Origin of the sequence: Blastococcus sp. KM273128, assembly GCF_021698975.1 — a bacterium.
Lineage (GTDB): Bacteria > Actinomycetota > Actinomycetes > Mycobacteriales > Geodermatophilaceae > Blastococcus.
In genome coordinates this window covers 24002-41686 of record NZ_SSXA01000050.1, presented here as the reverse complement: position 1 = coordinate 41686, position 17685 = coordinate 24002, and the positions used below count along the sequence as shown (strand labels likewise).

15 protein-coding genes are annotated in these 17685 nt (G+C 74.1%); 11 read left to right on the top strand and 4 right to left on the bottom strand.

Annotated features, from left to right (window positions below):
* Positions 1–102: 102 nt before the first annotated feature.
* The 9 genes from murG (at position 103) to E9529_RS14620 (ending at position 8729) form a co-directional block, all read left to right on the top strand.
* A complete protein-coding gene (murG, locus tag E9529_RS14660; RefSeq protein WP_236831887.1) occupies positions 103–1200 on the top strand; it encodes an undecaprenyldiphospho-muramoylpentapeptide beta-N-acetylglucosaminyltransferase in 1098 nt (365 codons plus the stop codon).
* A complete protein-coding gene (gene murC, locus E9529_RS14655; protein WP_236831886.1) occupies positions 1197–2654 on the top strand; it encodes a UDP-N-acetylmuramate--L-alanine ligase in 1458 nt (485 codons plus the stop codon). The genes murG and murC overlap by 4 nt, the downstream gene beginning before the upstream one ends.
* Positions 2651–3466, top strand: coding sequence for an FtsQ-type POTRA domain-containing protein (locus E9529_RS14650; protein WP_236831885.1), 816 nt, complete (start codon positions 2651–2653; stop codon positions 3464–3466). Before murC ends, E9529_RS14650 begins: the two co-directional genes overlap by 4 nt.
* A gap of 369 nt (positions 3467–3835) precedes the next feature.
* Positions 3836–5152: a cell division protein FtsZ gene (gene ftsZ, locus E9529_RS14645; protein WP_236831884.1), complete on the top strand. Its 1317-nt coding sequence runs from the start codon at positions 3836–3838 to the stop codon at positions 5150–5152.
* Between the two features lie 122 nt (positions 5153–5274).
* A complete protein-coding gene (gene pgeF / locus E9529_RS14640; RefSeq protein ID WP_236831883.1) occupies positions 5275–6012 on the top strand; it encodes a peptidoglycan editing factor PgeF in 738 nt (245 codons plus the stop codon).
* An 8-nt stretch (positions 6013–6020) separates the two neighbouring features.
* Positions 6021–6821 (top strand): YggS family pyridoxal phosphate-dependent enzyme, encoded by an 801-nt coding sequence (locus E9529_RS14635; RefSeq protein WP_236831882.1) that lies wholly within the window; start codon positions 6021–6023, stop codon positions 6819–6821.
* Between the two features lie 25 nt (positions 6822–6846).
* Complete coding sequence (locus tag E9529_RS14630) at positions 6847–7560, top strand: cell division protein SepF (protein ID WP_236831881.1); 714 nt, start codon at positions 6847–6849, stop codon at positions 7558–7560.
* Between the two features lie 51 nt (positions 7561–7611).
* Positions 7612–7899, top strand: coding sequence for a YggT family protein (locus E9529_RS14625; RefSeq protein WP_091934897.1), 288 nt, complete (start codon positions 7612–7614; stop codon positions 7897–7899).
* A gap of 98 nt (positions 7900–7997) precedes the next feature.
* Positions 7998–8729: a DivIVA domain-containing protein gene (locus E9529_RS14620; RefSeq protein ID WP_236831880.1), complete on the top strand. Its 732-nt coding sequence runs from the start codon at positions 7998–8000 to the stop codon at positions 8727–8729.
* A gap of 226 nt (positions 8730–8955) precedes the next feature.
* On the opposite strand, the gene E9529_RS14615 is transcribed toward E9529_RS14620, so the two are convergent.
* From E9529_RS14615 to E9529_RS14605, 3 genes are all read right to left on the bottom strand, one after another.
* Positions 8956–9876, bottom strand: a complete 921-nt coding sequence (locus E9529_RS14615; protein ID WP_236831879.1) for a carbohydrate ABC transporter permease — start codon at positions 9874–9876, stop codon at positions 8956–8958.
* Positions 9873–10862, bottom strand: a complete 990-nt coding sequence (locus E9529_RS14610) for a carbohydrate ABC transporter permease (RefSeq protein WP_236831878.1) — start codon at positions 10860–10862, stop codon at positions 9873–9875. Before E9529_RS14610 ends, E9529_RS14615 begins: the two co-directional genes overlap by 4 nt.
* Positions 10863–10991: 129 nt before the next feature.
* A complete protein-coding gene (locus E9529_RS14605; protein WP_236831877.1) occupies positions 10992–12368 on the bottom strand; it encodes an ABC transporter substrate-binding protein in 1377 nt (458 codons plus the stop codon).
* Between the two features lie 354 nt (positions 12369–12722).
* On the opposite strand from E9529_RS14605, the gene E9529_RS14600 reads away from it, so the two are divergent.
* Together E9529_RS14600 and E9529_RS14595 are read left to right on the top strand one after the other, a co-directional pair.
* Positions 12723–13655, top strand: coding sequence for an ABC transporter ATP-binding protein (locus tag E9529_RS14600; protein ID WP_236831876.1), 933 nt, complete (start codon positions 12723–12725; stop codon positions 13653–13655).
* 63 nt (positions 13656–13718) lie between these two features.
* Positions 13719–14423, top strand: coding sequence for a hypothetical protein (locus E9529_RS14595; protein WP_236831875.1), 705 nt, complete (start codon positions 13719–13721; stop codon positions 14421–14423).
* Between the two features lie 18 nt (positions 14424–14441).
* Here the strand turns inward: E9529_RS14595 and ileS are convergent, their stop codons facing one another.
* Positions 14442–17603, bottom strand: a complete 3162-nt coding sequence (gene ileS, locus E9529_RS14590) for an isoleucine--tRNA ligase (protein WP_236831874.1) — start codon at positions 17601–17603, stop codon at positions 14442–14444.
* Positions 17604–17685 lie beyond the last annotated feature (82 nt).

The window sequence follows — 17685 nt, the reverse complement described above, 5'->3', positions numbered from 1 at the left end:
GCCCCGCCCCGCCTCCCGCTCGGGGGCGCCGCTCCGGGAGGAGCGCACCGGCGCGCCCCGGCAGCGGCCGGTCGTCCCGCGCGGCCGTCCCGGGGGTGAGCGGTGAGTGCGGTCCGCTCCGTCGTCCTCGCCGGGGGCGGCACCGGGGGGCACATCGAGCCGATGCTGGCCCTGGCCGACGCCCTCCGCCGGCGCGACCCCGCGCTGCGGCTGACCTGCCTGGGCACCGCCCGCGGCATGGAGACCCGGCTGGTGCCCGCCCGCGGCTACGACCTGCGGCTGATCCCGCCCGTGCCGCTTCCCCGCAAGCCCACGCCCGACCTGCTGCGGGTGCCGGGCCGGGTGCGCCGCGCCGTGGCGGACACCCGTGCCCTGCTCGAGGAGCTGGACGCCGACGTCGTCGTCGGCTTCGGCGGCTACGTCGCGCTGCCGGCCTACCTCGCGGCGCGTCGCGCACGCGTGCCGGTGGTGGTGCACGAGCAGAACGCGCTGCCCGGGCTGGCCAACCGCATCGGGGCCCGCCTGGCCGCCCGGGTGGCGGTCACCGCCCCCGGCACGCCGCTGCACCGCGGGGAGCACGTCGGCATGCCGCTGCGCCGGGCGATCTCCTCCCTGGACCGGGCCGCGCGGCGGGCGGAGGCGCGGGCCGAGTTCGGCCTGGACCCCGACCGTCCGACGCTGCTGGTCTTCGGTGGCTCCCAGGGCGCCGCCTCGCTCAACCGCGCCGCGGTCGGTGCGGCCCGGGCGCTCACCGCCGCGGGCGTCCAGGTGCTGCACGCCCGGGGGCCGAAGAACACCGACGTCGTCGTGCCGGGGCCGGCGGGCGGCGGGGCGCCCTACGTCCTCGTCGACTACCTCGAGCGGATGGACCTCGCCTACGCCGCCGCCGACCTGGCGCTGTGCCGCTCGGGCGCGGTCACCGTCGCGGAGCTCTCGGCGGTGGGGTTGCCGGCGGCGTTCGTCCCGCTGCCCATCGGCAACGGGGAGCAGCGACGGAACGCCCTGCCGGTGATCGAGGCCGGTGGCGGCCTGCTGGTGGAGGACGCCGACCTGGACCCGGGCTGGATCACCGGCACCCTCCTGCCGCTGCTCACCGACCCGGCCGCCCTGGCCGGGCTGGCCCGCCACGCCGCCGCGGCCGGGGTCCCCGACGCCGACGAGCGGCTGGCCGACATCGTCTGCGAGGTGGCGAGCCGGTGAGCGCGGACTCCGTCGCGGCCTGGACCGGCCCCGTGCCCGCGCTGCCCGAGCTGGGGGCCGTGCACCTGATCGGGATCGGCGGTGCCGGCATGAGCGGCATCGCCCGCATCCTGCTCGCCCGCGGGGTGCCGGTCTCCGGCTCCGACCGGCGGGACGGCCCCACGCTGCTGGCGCTGCGGGCCCTGGGCGCGCGGGTCGAGGTCGGGCACGACGGCGCCCACCTGGGCGACGCCGCCACCGTGGTGGTCTCCACGGCGATCCGGGCGGACAACCCCGAGCTCGTCGCCGCCCGGGAGCGCGGCCTGCGCGTGCTGCCCCGCGCCGTCGCCCTGGCCGCGGTGATGGCCGGCCGCCGGAGCGTCGCCGTCGCCGGCACCCACGGGAAGACCTCGACGACGTCGATGCTCACCGTCGCGGTGCAGGCGTGCGGCGTCGACGCCTCCTTCGCCATCGGCGGCAACCTCAACGAGTCGGGCAGCAACGCGCACGCGGGGGAGGGGGACGTCTTCGTCGCGGAGGCCGACGAGAGCGACCGCTCGTTCCTGCTGCTCTCGCCGTTCGCCGCCGTCGTCACCAACGTCGAGGCCGACCACCTGGACAACTACGGCGACCTCGCCGCGGTCGAGGCGGCCTTCGACCGGTTCCTGCAGACCGTGGACCCCGCGGGCTTCGTCGTGCTGTGCGCCGACGACCCGGGTGCGGCGCGCCTCGTGGGGGTGCCCGCCCCGGCGCGGGTGCGCACCTACGGCACCGCCGAGGACGCCGACCTGCGCATGGTCGACCTCGAGGTGGGCCGGGAGCACACCTCCTACACCGCGGTGCTGGACGGCGCGGTGCTCGGCCGCGTGCAGATCCGGGTGCCGGGGGAGCACATGGCCCGCAACAGCGCGGCGGCGCTGCTCTCAGGTCTGGAGCTCGGCCTGCCCGTGCGCGGGCTGGTGGAGGGGCTCGCCCGGTTCGGCGGGGTGCACCGGCGCTTCGAGCTCAAGGGCACCGCCGGCGGCGTGCGCGTCTACGACGACTACGCCCACCACCCGACCGAGGTCGCCGCGCAGCTGCGGGCGGCCCGCGCGGTGGCGGGGGACGGGCGGCTCGTCGTCGCCTTCCAGCCGCACCTGTACAGCCGCACGCAGGAGTTCGCCGAGGGCTTCGGCGCGGCGCTCGGCCTGGCCGACGAGGTCGTGGTGATGGACGTCTACGGCGCCCGGGAGGACCCCGTCCCCGGGGTGACCGGGGCGATGGTCGCCGACGCCGTCCCGCTGCCCGCCGAGCAGGTGCACTTCGAGCCGTCCTGGTCGGCGGCCGCCCCCGCCCTGGCCGCCCGCGCCCGCCCCGGTGACCTGGTCATGACGATGGGCGCCGGCGACGTCTCCATGGTCGGCCCGGAGGTGCTCGACGCCCTCCGCGCCGGTGAGCCGGGCGGGGAGGACGACGCGCCGGGCACCGGCCGGTGAGCCGGACCGGCAGCACCACCCGTGACCGGACCCGGCGCGGCCGCGGCCGCGCCGAGCGCCGGCCTGCGGAGCGCCGGGGCGGGCGCGTCACCCCGCTGCCCGACCGGCGCCCGGCCCGCGGGCGCACCCGTCGGCGGCGGTCGCTGCAGCTCCTGGCGGCGCTGACCGTCGTCGCGGCGGTCTGCTGGCTGCTCTGGCTCGGCCCGTGGCTCGCGGTCCGGACCGTGCAGGTGGACGGGACGGCCACGCTGAGCGCCGAGCGCGTGCAGGAGGTTGCCCGGGTGCCCGAGGGGGTGCCGCTGCTCCGGGTGGACCTCGGCGCGGTCGAGGACCGGGTGGCCCGGTTGCCGCAGGTGCGCGACGTGCAGGCGGCCCGCGGCTGGCCCGACCGGATCGTCGTCACCGTCGCCGAGCGGGTCCCGGTGGCGGTGGTGGGCCCGCCCGGGCGGCGCTCGCTCGTCGACGCCGAGGGCGTGCTGTTCGACACCGTCACCGGCGACCCCCCGCGCGGCGTCGTCCCGCTGACCGTCGAGGCGCCCGCGCCCGACGACCCGGCCACCACGGCCGCGATCTCCGCGATCCGCGCCCTGCCCGGGGAGCTGCGGGAGGACGTCGCCGAGGTCAGCGCGCCGGACGCGCAGTCGATCTCGCTGACCCTGGCCGACGGCACCGCGGTGGTGTGGGGCGGCGCCGAGGACTCGGCGACCAAGGCCCAGGTGCTCGTCGCGCTGCTCGACCGGATCGCCGACGGCGAGCTCGAGCCGGCCGACGTCGTCGACGTGAGCGCGCCCTCCGCCGTCGTCCTGCGCTGAGCCGGCCACCGGTCCGGTGGCGCTCGGTGGCGACGCGCGTGCGCACCGGGTGGGCGGGGCGCGGCCGCCGACACGCCGTCGTCCGCGACACGCCCGACACGCGCCACGGCCGCGGATCTTTCTGTTCACGCGCGTCGGCCGCGCCTGGATCACGGGATGAGACGTTTCCGGCGCGAGTCGTCACAGCCAGTGGTGTAGAAGTGACCAACGGGTCGTCGGAGTCTGGTGCGATCCCGGTCCACCGACACGCCGACCCGGAGAGGGTGCTTGTAGCGCCTTCCGGCACGCACCTAACTTCAACTCCGTCGACCTGGTTGACATAACTGTAAGGCTGAACTCGAGGTTGAGGGAAGACGGTAGGAGCGCCGCATGACACCTCCGCACAACTATCTAGCGGTCATCAAGGTCGTCGGCATCGGCGGCGGCGGGGTGAACGCGGTCAACCGCATGATCGAAGTCGGCCTCAAGGGGGTCGAGTTCATCGCGATCAACACCGACGCGCAGGCGCTGCTGATGAGCGACGCCGACGTCAAGCTCGACGTCGGCCGCGAGCTGACCCGTGGGCTCGGCGCGGGTGCGCAGCCCGACGTCGGCCGGCAGGCCGCCGAGGACCACCGCGAGGAGATCGAGGAGGTGCTCAAGGGCGCCGACATGGTCTTCGTGACCGCGGGCGAGGGCGGTGGCACCGGCACCGGTGGCGCCCCCGTCGTGGCCTCGATCGCCCGCAAGCTCGGGGCGCTGACCATCGGTGTCGTGACCCGGCCGTTCGCCTTCGAGGGCAAGCGGCGCGCGGTGCAGGCCGAGTCGGGCATCGAGGAGCTGCGCAACGAGTGCGACACGCTCATCGTGATCCCGAACGACCGGCTGCTGCAGCTCGGCGACCGGAACGTCAGCGTCATGGACGCCTTCCGCACCGCCGACCAGGTGCTGCTCTCCGGTGTCCAGGGCATCACCGACCTGATCACCACGCCCGGCCTGATCAACCTGGACTTCGCCGACGTCAAGTCGGTCATGTCCGGGGCGGGCTCGGCGCTGATGGGCATCGGCAGCGCCCGCGGCGACAACCGCGCGCTGCTCGCCGCCGAGCAGGCGATCGCGAGCCCGCTGCTGGAGGCCTCGATGGAGGGTGCGCACGGCGTGCTGCTGTCGATCTCCGGCGGGTCCGACCTCGGCCTCTTCGAGATCAACGAGGCCGCCTCGCTCGTGTCGGACGCCGCGCACCCCGACGCCAACATCATCTTCGGTGCCGTCATCGACGACGCCCTGGGTGACGAGGTGCGGGTGACCGTGATCGCCGCGGGCTTCGACGGCGGCCGGCCCAACGCGCGCACGGAGGGTGCGGCCGCGAGCAGCTCGCCGCAGGGGGGCGTCTCCACCGGGGCCGCCTCGCCGTTCGCCGCCCACCGCCGCCCGGTGGCCGCGCCGCCGGTGGCCCCCGCCCCGCCGCCGGCCGCTGCGCCGTCGGCCAGCGCCGCACCGGCGCCGGCGCCTGCCGCCCCGCCGGTGACGGGGGAGCGGCTCGCCCAGCAGCCCCCGCAGGCCGCCGGTGGGCGTCCCGCAGCCGGGGGCGGCCTCACCGTGCCCCCGCTGCCGCCCATCCAGGGCTCCGGGGGCAACGGGCGCCGGCCGCTGTCGAACGAGGACTTCGAGGAGGAGCTCGACATCCCGGAGTTCCTCAAGGGTTGAGGACCCCCTCGCCCCCCGCACCTCGCACGCTCGGCGCGGGGCCCTGCGAGGGGGCCTTCCAGCCAGGACCAGGGCGGTAGCCTCACGTTCCTATGGATACGAGACCGGCCGCTCCGTCGGGGGTGCGACCTCGCAGGGTCGTCACCGACCGGCGGGGCGGCCGTTCCCGTCCGCCCTACGACTCCTTCAACCTGGGCTCCCACGTCGGGGACGACCCCGCCGACGTCGCCGCCAACCGGGCCCGCGTGGCGCGGGAGCTCGACGTGGAGCAGGACCGGCTGGTCTGGATGGACCAGGTGCACGGCACCGGCGTCGCCGTCGTCGACGGGCCGCAGGACGGTCCGGTGCCCGGCACCGACGCACTGGTCACCGCCACCCGCGGCCTGGTCCTCGCGGTGCTGGCCGCCGACTGCGTGCCCGTCCTGCTGGCCGACCACGAGACCGGCGTCGTCGCGGCTGTCCACGCCGGGCGGGAAGGGGTCCGGAAGGGCGTCCTCCCTGCGGCCCTGTCGGCCATGGCCGGCCTCGGCGCCCGGGCCCGGCACGTGACCGCGCTGCTGGGCCCCGCCGTCTGCGGCGCCTGCTACGAGGTGCCCGCGGCGATGCAGCGCGAGGTGGCGCGGATCGCGCCCACCGCCGCCGTCCCCACGCGGGCCGGCACCGCGGGGCTGGACCTGCGGGCCGGGATCGAGGAGATCCTCCGGCGCGCCGGCATCCCCGAGGTCGTGCAGGACCCGCGCTGCACCGTCGAGGACCCGACGCTGTTCTCCCACCGGCGCGACGGCACCACCGGGCGCCAGGCCGGCCTCGTCTGGCTCGATCGAGGGACCACCCGTCCAGTCGGTCGCCGAGGGGGATGATCCAGGCCGTGAGCCGGCTCGAGGACAACCTGCACGCGGTGCGCGCCCGCATCGACCAGGCCGCCCGCGCCGCCGGGCGCGACCCCGCCGCGGTCCGGCTGCTGGCGGTCAGCAAGACCTGGCCCGCCGACGACGTGCGGGCGCTCGCCGCGCTCGGCCAGCGCGACTTCGGCGAGAACCGGGTGCAGGAGCTGCTGTCCAAGGCCGGTGAGCTCGACGACGTCGCCGTCCGGTGGCACTTCGTCGGCCAGTTGCAGCGGAACAAGGCCGCGGCGGTGGCCCGGGCCGGCGCCGTCGTCCACTCGCTGGACCGCGCCGCGCTGGCCGCGACGCTGGACCGCGCCGGGCAGGAGGCGGGCCGCCCGGTGGACGTGCTCGTCCAGGTCGACCTCGGCGGCCCCGAGGGAGAGGTGGCCGCGCGCGGCGGGGTGGCGCCGCACGAGGTGCCCGCCCTCGCGGACGCCGTCGAGGCGGCCGCCGGCCTGCGGCTCCGCGGCGTCATGGCCGTCGCGCCGCGGGGGGAGGAGCCCGGCCCCGCCTTCGCCCGGCTCGCCCGGGTGGCCGAGCGGCTGCGGGCCGACCACCCCGGGGCGGTCGAGATCTCGGCCGGGATGAGCGGCGACCTCGAGGACGCGATCGCCGCGGGCGCCACGCTCGTGCGTGTCGGAACCGCGTTGTTCGGCGACCGCCCCCTACCCTGCGGTGAGTTCGAGCAACACCAGCCACGCGAGTCACAGCAGTCGCACCCGCCGCGCCGGCACCGGTCGGACGGGGACGACGAGCCGACGACCGGGCAGACGCGACGCTGAGGACACCAGCAGAGGGGGAGGTCCGATGGCTGGAGCCATGCGGAAGATGGGGATCTACCTGGGGCTCGTCGAGGACGACGTGCCCCGCGGCTACGGCCGGTACGACGCCCGCCCGTCCGACGAGCTCGAGCACGACCGTCGCTACGGCCGCTACGACGAGGACCGCTACGACGACGACTTCGCCGACACCGGCTACGCCGACGACGGCTACGCGGACGACTACGCCGACGACGTCCCCGCGGTGCCCCCCGCCCGCGACCCCGAGCCGCTGTCGGTGCGCCGCGTCCAGGCCCGCCCGCTCGGCCTGGCCCCCACCGGCGCGAGCGCGGCGGGCTCCACCGCCTCCCGCGTGCTGAGCACCAGCAGCGGCCCCGTGGCCGCTGCCGGCCTCGCGATGCGCGAGCCTGTGGCCGCCGCCCCCGAGCCCGAGCCCGAGGCGGCTCCCGCCCCCGCGGCCAAGAGCTACCAGGTCGTCACGCTGCACCCGCGCACCTACAACGAGGCGCGCACCATCGGCGAGCGGTTCCGCGACGGCATGCCGGTCATCATGAACCTCACCGAGATGGACGACGCCGACGCCAAGCGGCTCGTCGACTTCGCTGCGGGCCTGAGCTTCGGACTGCGCGGTAGTATCGAGCGCGTCACGGCGAAGGTGTTCCTGCTCAGTCCGCAGGACGTCGCCGTCACCGCTGAGGACAAGGCGAAGATCCGCGAGGGCGGGTTCTCCGAGAAGTCCTGAGCGGCGCGCAGTGGAGTCGGCACCGGCTGGTGCCCTGATCGAGCGGGGCCCGTGTCTCTTTTCTGGCAGATCGTCTCGTCGGTGCTGCTCGTCTTCCTCGTCCTGCTCTTCGCGCGGTTCGTCGTCGACTGGGTGATGGTGCTGGCGCGCAGCTGGCGGCCCTCGGGCGCGGTCGCGGCCGGTCTCGAGATCGTCTACTCCACCACCGACCCGCCGCTGAAGGCGGTGCGGAAGGTGATCCCGCCGCTGAACCTGGGGTCCATCCGGTTGGACCTCGGGTTTATGGTGCTGCTGATCGCCGTGGTGGTCCTCCGGAACGTCACGCTCGCACTCGCATGACAGCTGAAACCCCCCGGGTCAGAGCCGTCGGATGGTGGCGTCGTGCCACTGCTCCCGCCACGTCCCTGTTCCCGCCGTCCGACCTGAGGTGACCTGCGATGCCACTCACGCCTGCCGACGTGCACAACGTCGTCTTCAAGAAGCCGCCCATCGGCAAGCGGGGCTACGACGAGGACGAGGTGGACGCCTTCCTCGACGTGGTGGAGGCCGAGCTGGCCCGCCTCATCGAGGAGAACAACGAGCTGCGGTCCAGCGTCGGCCGGGCGGGTGCCCGCGCCGAGGAGACGCCGGCCCCCGCCCCGGTGCCCGCGCCGCAGCCGACCCCCGCCCCGCCGCCGGTGCAGCAGCCCCGCGAGGACGACAGCGCGCGCGCTTCGCGCATGCTGGCGCTGGCCACCGAGACCGCTGACCGCTACGTCAACGAGGCCAAGACGCAGGCCGAGCAGATGCTCAGCGGCGCCAAGACCAACAGCGAGCGGCTCATGACCGAGGCGCGCGCCAAGAGCGAGCAGATGGTGGCCGAGGCCAAGCACCGGGCCGACTCCATGATCGGTGACGCCCGCACCCGCGCCGAGACGGTGGAGCGGGAGGCCCGCGCCAAGGCCGCCGCCCTCGACCAGGACGCCGAGCGCCGGCACGTCGAGGTCATGGGTGGCCTCGAGGAGAAGCGCAGCAGCCTGGAGCGCAAGATCGAGGAGCTGCGCACCTTCGAGCGCGAGTACCGCACGCGGCTGCGGTCCTACCTCGAGTCGCACCTGCGCGACCTGGACAGCCGCGGTTCGGCCGAACCCGCCGCCGCCGGCCGGCAGAACCAGCACGCCAGCGCCTGACGCGCCACGACGGAGGCCCCGGACCGACAGGTCCGGGGCCTCCGTCGTGCTCAGGCTCGTCGGTGTGCCCGGCGCCCGGGCCGGGGGGGTCGACCGCGCCGCGCGTGCCCCCACCCCGCCGCACACCACGAGGTCCGCTACCGCCCGCCGAGGCAGGTGACGTGCTGGAACGGCCTCCTGCGGGGTCCCGGCGCGAGCTAGCGAGTGCCGGGGGGCAGGAGGTCCTTCACCCCTTGACGCTGCCGGCGAGCAGGCCCCGCACGAAGAACCGCTGCAAGGCCAGGAAGACGATCAGCGGCAGGACGATGGACACGAACGCGCCGGCCGCGAGCAGGTACCAGTCCGAGCCTCGGGTGCCCACCATGTCGGCCAGTCGCACGGTGAGCGGGGAGACCTCCTGCGCGCCGCCGGCGAAGGTGAGGGCGACGAGCAGGTCGTTCCACACCCACAGGAACTGGAAGACGGCGAATGCCGCGATCGCCGGGGTGAGCAGCGGCAGCAGCACCTGGAAGAAAATCTTCACGTGCCCCGCGCCGTCCATGCGGGCGGCCTCGACCAGCGAGGGCGGGATCTCCTTCATGAAGTTGTGCAGGAGGAAGATCGCCAGGGGCAGGGCGAAGATCGCGTGCGACAGCCAGATGGTCCAGAACGACCCGGCCAGCCCGCCGTCGACGTACAGGCTCAGCAGCGGGATGAGCGTCACCTGGATGGGGACGATCTGCAGCGAGAAGACGGCGACGAAGAGCATGTTTCGGCCGCGGAACGGCACCCACGCGAAGGCGTAGGCCGCCAGCAGCGCCAGGGTGATCGGGATGACCACCGCCGGCAGCGTGATCACCAGCGAGTTGACGAACAGCGACGCGAAGTCGGTGCCGCCGTAGAGCACCTGGTTGTAATTGTCGAGCGTGAACTGCGGATCGGTGATCGCCGTCCACCAGCCCGAGCGCCGGATGTCGAGCTCCGGCCGGAAGGAGGTGATCAGCAGACCGAGGATCGGCACGGTCCACAGGACGGCGATGACGATGGCGATCACCGACGCGGCGGGGGAGGTGAGCCGCTTCTTGGCCCGCTCCGCGCGGGTGTGCGTCCGGCCGCGCGTGTCCGCCTCCCCGGGCACCGGGGCCATGACGGGGGTCGTGGTGGTCATCGGATCTCCTCGGCCAGGCGCAGCTGGCGGACGTTGTAGGCGATGATCGGGATGACCAGGAGGAACAGCAGGACCGCCAGCGCGGCGCCGAGGCCGAAGTTGAACTGGCGGAAGGCCTGCGTGTAGAACTCGTTCGCCACGACGCTGGTGCCGAAGTTGCCGCCGGTCATGGTGCGGACCACGTCGAAGACCTTGAGCGTGACGATCGCGATCGTGGTGAGGACCACCACCAGTGCGGGCCGGATGCTCGGCACGGTGACGTAGCGGAACATCTGCAGGCCGCTCACCCCGTCCAGCCGCGCCGCCTCGACGACGTCGTCGGGGATCGCCTTGATGGCCGCCGAGAGCACCGTCATGGCGAAGCCGGCCTGGATCCAGATCATCACGACGATGAGGAAGAGCGTGTTGGCCGGCGCCGTGAGCAGGAACTGCTGCGGCTCGAAGCCGATGGAGACCAGGAGCTGGTTGAGCAGGCCGATCTGGTTGACGCCCGGCTGGTCGGGGCGGAACTCGTAGACGAACTTCCAGATGACGCCCGCGGCCACCATGGAGATCGCCATGGGCAGGAAGATCAGGGCCTTGGCCAGCGACTCGAACCGGGTGCGGTCGACCAGGTAGGCGTAGACCAGGCCGAGGCCGGTCGTCACCACCGGGACCAGCAGGACCCAGAGCACGGTGTTGAGCAGGACGTTCTGGAAGTTGTCCTGGGTGAAGACGGTCGCGTAGTTGTCGAAGCCGACGAACTCCGAGCCGTCCCGGTTGTAGAACGAGCCGCGCACGGTCTCCAGCGCGGGGTACACGAGGCCGACCAGCAGCAGGATGAACGTGGGCCCGAGGAAGCCGGCCACCACGACCCAGGTGGGCACCCGCTTGGGCCGGTCGACGGCGAACAGGATCGCGCCCATCACAGCGGCGAACAGCAGGATCGCGACCACCATCAGGGCGATCTTGTGACCGGCGGTGTTCGCCTCCAGGAACCACTCCACGGGTGGCCCCCTCCTTCCGACGGGGGATGCCGGGGGACGGCTGCGCTGCAACCGGCCCCCGGCATCCGGGCTGGTGGGCGCCCGGTCAGCCAGCTGGCTGACCGGGCGCCCGGTGTCACGACCGCGAGGTCAGGACGCGGGCCACGCCTGCTCGACGTCGGTGAGCACGGCCTCGGTCGGCTTGTCGTTCGCGATCCAGCTGGTCAGCTCCGTCCAGAGGCGACCGGCGCCGATCTCGGCCGGCATCAGGTCCGACCCATCGAACCGGAACACCGACTCCGGGTCCTGGAACAGCTCCGCGGAGAGCTGGTCCACCGGGGACTCGAGGTTCTCGATGTCCAGGCCGGTGTTGGCGCTGACCCAGCCCGGGCCGGAGACCTGGGCCTTGATGTTGGCCCACTCCGGGGAGGAAAGGTAGGTCTGGAAGGCCTGGGTGGCCGGGTCCTCGTTGAAGGCCGCGGTGAACTCGCCACCGCCGAGGACCGGGGCCGACTCGCCGTCGATGGGCGGCAGCGGGAAGGCGAAGACGTCGCCGTCCGGGCCGACCTCGGTGCCCTCCGGCCAGTTGGCCTGGTAGAAGGACGCCTGGCGGTGCATCCAGCAGCTGCCGTCGAGGATCGGCAGACCGGCGTCGCCGAACTCGGTGGAGGCGATGGACTGCACCTCGCCGAGGCCGCCGTTGACGAACTCGGGGTTCTTGAGGATCTCGCCGACGGTGTTCAGCGCCTCGACGATCTGCGGGTCGTTGAACGGGATCTCGTGGTTGACCCACTGGTCGTAGACCTCGGGGCCGGCCGTGCGGAGGACGACGTCCTCCAGCCAGTCGGTGGCCGGCCAGCCGGTGGCGTCACCTGAGCCGATGCCCGCGCACCACGGCTTGGCGCCGGTCGCGGCGATCTCCTCGGAGAGGGCGATCATGTCGTCCCAGGTCTCGGGGACCTCGTAGCCGGCCTCCTCGAAGGCCGACGGCGAGTACCAGACGAAGGACTTGGCGTTGGCGCCCAGCGGCGCGGCGTAGAACTCGCCGTCGACGCTGCCGTACTCCTTCCAGCTCTCGTCCCAGTACTCGTCGACGTTCGCCTCGGTCTGCGCGGGGGCGGCCACGACGTCACCGGAGCGGACGAGGTTGGCCAGCAGGCCCGGCTGCGGGATGAAGGCGATGTCCGGCGCGTTGCCCGACTGCGTGCGGACGACGAGCTGGGCCTCGAACTCTCGGGAGCCCTCGTACTGCACGTCGACGCCGGTGCACTCCTCGAAGGGCACGTAGGAGTCGATGTGCGGCTGGTCCTCCGGGTCGACGATCGAGGTGTAGACGGTGACCGTCTCGCCCTCCAGGTCGCCGAACTCCTCGTAGGGCGCGCAGTCGATCTCCGTGTCCGCGGCCGCCGCGCCGCCGCCGCTGCCACCCCCGTCGATCTCGTCGGCGCCGCACCCGGTGAGCAAGAGCGTCAGCCCCAGCCCGCCGGCCAGGGCCGCTGCCCCGCGGCCCCTCGCACGCTTGCTCATGTGGTCCCCTCCAGACTCCTGCGGCTCCGTCGCCGCGTCGTGTGACCCGTGCCGGCACCCCATCGCGGGTGCGGCCGCCACATCCGTCCGGCGACAGTAGCCGCGCGGGAGACCCCCGGTGGCAACGTTGCCGTAACGGTTGTGCAGCATCCGATCGGGAGTACCTCGTTCGGGTGCCGCTGCGTCGGGGAGCATATGGGAGCGCTCCCACGACTGTCCCGCCCTTGGTGCACGATCGGGGGAGGAATTCCTCCTCACCGGGTGATCCAGCGGGGGGCGGCGGCGACGTCCTGGTGGTCGTGGGGCCACCGGGCATGCCACAGTGACCGAACCGTTCGGCGCAGGAAGGGACCCATGGCCGCCATCACGTTCGACCACGCCACGCTCGTCTACCCCGGCGCGAGCCGCCCATCGGTGGACGCGCTGGACCTCGAGATCGCCGACGGGGAGTTCCTGGTGCTGGTCGGCCCCTCCGGCTGCGGCAAGTCGACGTCGCTGCGGATGCTGGCCGGCCTGGAGGAGGTCACCGACGGCACCATCCGGGTCGGGGACCGGGACGTCACCCACCTCCCGCCCAAGGACCGCGACATCGCGATGGTCTTCCAGGTCGCCATGGGCCGGGCCATCGTGCGCCAGCCGCAGGTGTTCCTGATGGACGAGCCGCTGTCCAACCTCGACGCCAAGCTGCGGGTGCAGACGCGCACCGAGATCGCCGCCCTGCAGCGCCGGCTGGGCGTCACGACGGTGTACGTGACCCACGACCAGGTCGAGGCGATGACGATGGGCGACCGCGTCGCGGTGCTCAGCGAGGGCGTCCTCCAGCAGGTCGACACGCCGCGCAACCTCTACGACCGGCCGGCCAACGTGTTCGTCGCGGGCTTCATCGGCTCGCCGGCGATGAACATCGTCCCGGTGACGCTCACCGAGGGCGGCGCGCAGGTCGCCGGCCACACCGTCCCGCTGCCGCGCGAGGCGCTGTCGGCGCTCGCCCGCGAGGGGAGCAGCACGGCCACCCTGGGGTTCCGCCCGGAGTCGGTGGAGTTCGTGGCCGAGGGCCAGGGCATCCCGGTCGAGGTGCTGCTCGTGGAGGAGCTGGGGTCGGACGCCTTCGCCTACGGCCGCCTGGCCGCGGGGGAGGCCGGGGGTGAGGACCGCCAGCTCGTGCTGCGGGCCGACCCGCGCCGCCCGCCCATGAAGGGCGAGGTCGTCCACGTCGGGATCCGGCCGGGCGAGGCGCACCTGTTCTCCGCCGAGACCGGGCTCCGGGTCGCCGAGCCGCAGGGCTGACACCCGCCGCACCGGGGGCGTCCGACGGCGCCCCCGGTGCGGCCGCGCCCTACAGTCCCTGCTGTGATCGCGATCGCCGCGCTGCTGGTGCTGCTGGGCCTCGGGCTCTTCGTGGGCGGTCTGGTCACCGGCAGCACCGCGCTGTACTGGGCGTGCGTGGCGGCCTGCGTCGTCGCCGCGGCGGTCCTCGTCGTGGCGCGGCGGCAGATCGCCGCGCGCGCCGAGCCGACGGCGGGTGCCCCCGCGGCCGCCGGCACCGGGTCGACGGCGTCCGGCGCGCGGACCGCCGCCCCGGCGACTGGCCCGCCCGACGGCGCCCCGGCCGCCTCCGGCGCGGCGGCGACCGGGCCGGACCTCGCCACCGGTGCGACGGCGGTACCGCCCGCGAGGACGGCGCCGTCCCCCGAGCCGTCTTCCGAGCCACCCGCCGCGGAGGCACCCGCCGAGGAACCGCCGGCCGCCGAGCCGCCGGCCGCGGAGCAGCCCGTCGCCGAGCCGACTGCCGGGGCGCCGGAGCTGCCCGACCCGCCGGTCGAGGAGGTCGAGGTGACCGACCTGCTCATCGTCGTGGACCTCACCGACGAGGTGCTCGTCGTCGACGAGCACCCGCGCTACCACCTGCCCGGCTGCGTCCACCTCCGCGGGCACGAGCCGATCCCGCTGCCGCTGGACGAGGTGCGCACCGACGGGTTCACCCCCTGCGGGGTGTGCCGGCCCGACCGGCAGCTCGCCGACCGGGCTCGGGCGCGCAGGGCCCGGGGCGCCTGAGCCGCGCCCGGACCGGCGTCAGCCGGCGGCCCGGATCACCCAGAACCGCGAGCCCTCCGGGCCCCCGACGCCCTCCCCGGACCCGGCGGTGCCGGCGTGGACGGCGACGGCCAGGACCTCGCCGGCGAGCTGCTCGGCGTGCTCGGTGAGGGCCTGCGCCATGGCGCCGTCAGCGGTCCACGACAGCTCGATCCGGTCGCTGACCTCCAGGCCGCTGCCCTTGCGCGCCTCCTGCACCAGCCGGACCGCCTCGCGGAACAGCCCCGCGCGCTCCAGCTCCGGGGTGAGCGCGAGGTCCAGCGCCACGGTCAGCCCGCCGCTGCTGGCCACCGTCCAGCTCTCGCGGGGCGTCTCGGTGACGATCAGGTCGCCCTCGGCCAGCGCGACCTCCGCGCCGTCGACCTCGACGGTGGCGGTGCCGGCCCGGTAGGCGGCCACCAGCGACGGGGCGTCGGCGGCGGCGACGGCCTTGGCCACCGCCTGCACCTGCTTGCCGAGGCGACGGCCCACGGCGCGGAAGTCGATCTTCACGCTCACGTCGACCAGGTCACCGCCGACGGAGGCGAGCTCGAGCACCTCTGCCACGTTGAGCTCGTCGGCCACCTCGGCGACCAGGTCGCGGGGGAGGGTCCCCCAGCCCGGGGCCGCCACGACCGCGCGCGCGAGCGGCTGCCGGGTGCGCACCTTCGCGGCGGTACGGGCCGAGCGGCCGAGCTCGACCAGCCGGCGCACCAGCGCCACCTGCTCGACCAGGGCGTCGTCCAGCGCCTCGGTGTCCACGGCCGGCCAGCTGGCCAGGTGCACCGAGTCCGGCGTGTCCGCGCCACCCAGGCCGGGCACGATGGCGCGGGCCCACACCTCGTCGGTGACGAACGGGGTGAAGGGCGCCATCAGCCGGGTCAGCCCGTCGAGCACCTCGTGCAGGGTGCCCAGCGCCGCTGGGTCGCCGTCCCAGAAGCGGCGCCGCGACCGGCGCACGTACCAGTTGGACAGGTCGTCGACGAACTGGGCGAGCAGCCGGCCCGCGCCCTGGGTGTCGAAGTCCTCCAGCGCCGCGGTCACGTCACGGGTGACGGCGGCGAGCTCGGCGAGCGCCCAGCGGTCCAGCAGCGGGCGGTCGGCCCGTGCCGGGGCGGGGGAGGCCGCTGCGTCCCAGCCGTTGGTCTCCGCGTACAGGGTGAAGAAGCTCGCGGTGTTCCAGTAGGTGAGCAGCACCTTGCGGACGACCTCGGACAGCGTCTCGTGCCCGACCCGCCGGGCCGACCAGGGCGAACCGCCGGCCAGCATGAACCAGCGGACGGCGTCGGCGCCGTGCCGGTCCATCAGCGGGATGGGCTCCAGGATGTTGCCCAGGTGCTTGCTCATCTTGCGGCCGTCCTCGGCCAGGATGTGGCCCAGGCACAGCACGTTCTCGTACGAGCTCTTCTCGAACACCAACGTGCCGACGGCCATGAGCGTGTAGAACCAGCCGCGGGTCTGGTCGATCGCCTCGCAGATGAACTGCGCCGGGTAGGCGGCCTCGAACTCCTGCTGGTTGCGGTGCGGCGCGCCCCACTGGGCGAACGGCATCGAGCCCGAGTCGTACCAGGCGTCGATGACCTGCCGGACCCGCCGGTAGGTGCCCTCCTCGCCGGGCCGGGTGAAGGTGACCTCGTCGATGAACGGGCGGTGCGGGTCGAGGTCGGAGAGGTCCCGGCCGGTCAGCTCCGAGAGCTCGGCCAGCGACCCGACGGCGACCACGCGCGACGGGTCGGCGTCGTTGCGCCAGATGGGCAGCGGCGTGCCCCAGTACCGGTCGCGGGAGAGCGCCCAGTCGACGTTGTTGTCGAGCCAGTCGCCGTAGCGGCCGGTCTTGATGCTCTCCGGGTACCAGTTGGTGCGCTCGTTCTCGGCGAGCAGCTGGTCCTTGATCTGGCTGGTGCGGATGTACCAGGACGGCTGCGCGTAGTACATGAGCGGCGTGTGGCAGCGCCAGCAGTGCGGGTAGCTGTGCTCGTACCGGATCTCGCGGAACAGCACGCCGCGGCTGGTCAGGTCCTCGACCAGCGCGGGGTCGGCGGCCTTGAAGAAGTGCCCGCCCACCAGCGGCACCTCGCGCAGGAAGTGCCCGGTGGCGTCGATCGGGTTGACCACGGGCAGCCCGTAACCCCGGCAGACGGCGAGGTCGTCGGCGCCGAACGCGGGGGACTGGTGCACCAGCCCGGTGCCGTCGTCGGTGGTCACGTAGTCGGCGAGGACGACGAAGTGCGCGTCGCCCTCAGGGAACTCGACCAGCTCGAACGGCCGCCGGTAGTGGGTGCGCTCCCAGTCGCGGCCCGGGGCCCGGCCGAGCACCTCGGCGTCCTCCCCGAGGACGGCGGCCAGCAGCGGCTCGGCCACCACCAGGGGGACGTCGTCGGTGCCGGCGGGGCGGGCCACCACGTAGGTGACGTCGGGGTGCACGGCGACGGCGGTGTTCGAGGGCAGCGTCCACGGCGTCGTCGTCCAGATCAGCAGGTCGGCCCGGCCGGCCCACTCGCCGTCGGTGACCGGCAGGCGGACGTACACCGAGGGGTCGGTGATCGACTCGTACCCCTGGGCGACCTCGTGGTCGGAGAGCCCGGTGCCGCAGCGGGGGCAGTACGGGGCGACCCGGTGGTCCTCGACCAGCAGGCCCTTCTCGAAGACCTGCTTGAGCGACCACCAGACGCTCTCGATGTAGGCCGGGTCCATCGTCCAGTAGGCGGTGGACATGTCGACCCAGTAGCCCATCCGGTGGGTCAGCTCGGTGAAGGCGTCGACGTGGCGCTCGACGGAGGCGCGGCACCGGGCGTTGAACTCGGCGATGCCGAACCGCTCGATGTCGGGCTTGCCGGCGAAGCCGAGCTCCTGCTCGACGGCGATCTCGACCGGCAGGCCGTGGCAGTCCCAGCCGGCGCGGCGGGGCACGTGCCAGCCCTGCATCGTCTTGAACCGCGGGAAGACGTCCTTGAACGCGCGCGCCTCGATGTGGTGGGTGCCGGGGCGGCCGTTGGCGGTCGGCGGGCCCTCGTAGAAGTTCCACTGCGGGCGGCCCTGGGACGCCTCCAGGGACCGGTCGAAGACCTTCTCGCGCTCCCAGCGTTCGAGGATGCGGTGCTCCAGCGCGGGGAGGTCGACCTGCGGGGGCAGCGCGGTGAAGGGACCGGTGGGAGCACTCACGGCACCCATTCTCCCCGAACCGGCAAACCGGTCCGGCGGTGCGTCCCCGGGCGCCGCCGACCCGCCGTCCCGCACGCGCCCG